Annotated in this window: 3 protein-coding genes; 2 read left to right on the plus strand and 1 reads right to left on the minus strand. The window is 59.1% G+C overall.

Translation table 11 applies throughout. The features are described from left to right. On the plus strand, positions 1–961 hold a 961-nt coding region (locus VF662_RS13465), incomplete at its 5' end, for a hypothetical protein (RefSeq protein WP_464142146.1). A gap of 172 nt (positions 962–1133) precedes the next feature. Here the strand turns inward: VF662_RS13465 and VF662_RS13470 are convergent. Then, complete coding sequence (locus tag VF662_RS13470) at positions 1134–1286, minus strand: hypothetical protein (RefSeq protein ID WP_464142148.1); 153 nt, start codon at positions 1284–1286, stop codon at positions 1134–1136. Between the two features lie 437 nt (positions 1287–1723). Between VF662_RS13470 and VF662_RS13475 the strand changes: the two genes are divergently transcribed. Beyond that, a partial coding sequence (locus VF662_RS13475) for a S1 RNA-binding domain-containing protein (RefSeq protein WP_464142150.1) occupies positions 1724–2110 on the plus strand: 387 nt, incomplete at its 3' end.

Consider the following 2110-nt stretch of genomic DNA (forward strand, 5'->3'; position numbering starts at 1 on the left):
GGCCCAAGCGCAGATTGACCGCTGTAACGCACTTTTGGAGCATGGCATCTCAAACCTCAGGACCCAGACGTCTGAGAACACCTATCTTTCAGTCATCAAGGATCATTATTGCAGCACATCATACGACAGTATGAGCAATGACAAAAAGCTGTCATTCAGCGCGGTAGTCAAGAGCATCCCGGTTGGTCTTTCGGGAAGTTCATCCTCGGCTCGAGACAAGCATCAGCAGTTCTGTCGAGACTTTCAGACCACTGTTAGTACATCTTCACAAGAGTATCTGAACACCGTTCAGATTCAAGGACGCGCGCTTGACGCCTGGAATCGGTGCCAGCAGTTGGCTAGCCGGAACCTCGAAGTGACGATGACGCCACTTGCTAACAATAGCGAGGTGGATTTTCAGCTGCTCTGGCGGGGAACCGGAACCTCCCGACTGCGTGGCGTAGACACTACTAACATGTCATGCATGATGGATGGCGGACGTCTTGGCGGAAATGAGAACATTACCCTCTCTGGACAGAGTGCCCGGTCCGTAAGGTGTACTAGACGTTCCGAGCAGATACCTATGAATGGAGTTAATGCCAAATACTATCCGGACGCGAACGTGAAGCTGAAGACCCAAGAAGGCGACTATTTGATGGAGTTCGCCGATATGGTGAATGGTCCAGCAGACACTCGATTCAAGCAGCTTGAGGCAGAAATCGCGCGAGCCCACTTGGAAATGGCGGCTTACCGAGCTGTTCTGCAGAATGCCACAGGAGCTCCGGTTTCCCGCTTCGAGGGTCGCCGTGACTTTGCGTATGGGGGAAGTCACTATGGCAGCGAAACCTCGTGCGCAACTGGATCTTACGTAACAGGATTTGCGATCCAGGACGCGGATACCGGCTCGAAATGCCAACCCTGCATTTCCAATATTTTGGTAACATGCAGCAGGCTTCCTGCGGCCGGTCAAGCAACTCCGTAGTTGCTCACGTAAACGGCGCATCGGGCGTCTGGAGCTGTTTTTCTAGGCGCCCACTGCCGCCAGCCGCTTAGGCCGCGTTGAAAAATCCACTGCGCGAGACATCTGCCCCTCCAGCTTCGCCGGATCAACTCGAGTTCTCCGAATCCCTTTACCCCGGGCCCGGCGCCCCAACCTACCGCACCAAGCGGGCGAGCTTCTTGTAGAGACTCGAGTGATAGCGCTTGCTCTTCGGATCGTCGCTCACAGTCGAAGCGGAAAGCCCCGCCCCCGCCAGCTTGATGTGCCGCGAGGCAGGGTCATACCAAAACCGCAGATCGAGCTTCACGGACTTCCGCGCAACAAGGTTCCGCTCCCGACCGGGATGCCGCCCTGCGCCTCCGCGCCCTCTGCGCCTGGGAAACCCATCTTGCTCCCGTTTTCCTTGATGAAGGATATCTGGTCGCGGAATGGCAATTCGCTCAAAGCTGGCCCCCTTTGCCTCGTCCCAACTCCCCCTTGCCGCCTCACCCCCCTTCCCCTATACGCCCACCCGTCCAGCGGGTGCGGGTATGCGCTTGCGGAGGCTCAAGATAAGGTAGCGCGTGGGGGTTGAGGCCGGGAGGTCCGCTTCCGACGCGCTCTTTTTGCTTATCCGCCTTCGCTTGCGCTCGCCGCTCCCAGGGACGCCGCATCGGCATGAGGCCGCTGCGGCAAATAACTCTGGCCCGGCCCGCGCTTCATTCGACCGCGGTGCGGACCGGTAAGTGAAAGACAGACAAGTTTATGGCCACCACGGCAATGCCGAGCCGCGACGATTTCGCGGCAATGCTCAATGAATCGCTCGGCGGCGAGAACGAAAGCTTCGAAGGCCGCGTCGTCAAGGGCACCGTCACCGGTATCGAGAACGACATGGCCGTCATCGACGTCGGCCTGAAGTCCGAAGGCCGCGTCGCGCTCCGCGAATTCGCGGCGCCCGGCCAGAAGGCCGATCTCAAGATCGGCGACGAAGTCGAAGTCTATGTCGACCGGGTCGAGAACCACCAGGGCGAAGCGATGCTCAGCCGCGACCGCGCCCGCCGCGAAGCCGCCTGGGACAAGCTCGAGACCGAGCATGCCGCCGGCAACCGCGTCGAGGGCGTGATCTTCGGCCGCGTGAAGGGCGGCTTCACG

Origin of the sequence: Allosphingosinicella sp., from assembly GCF_036387215.1 — a bacterium.
Taxonomy (GTDB): Bacteria; Pseudomonadota; Alphaproteobacteria; order Sphingomonadales; family Sphingomonadaceae; genus Allosphingosinicella.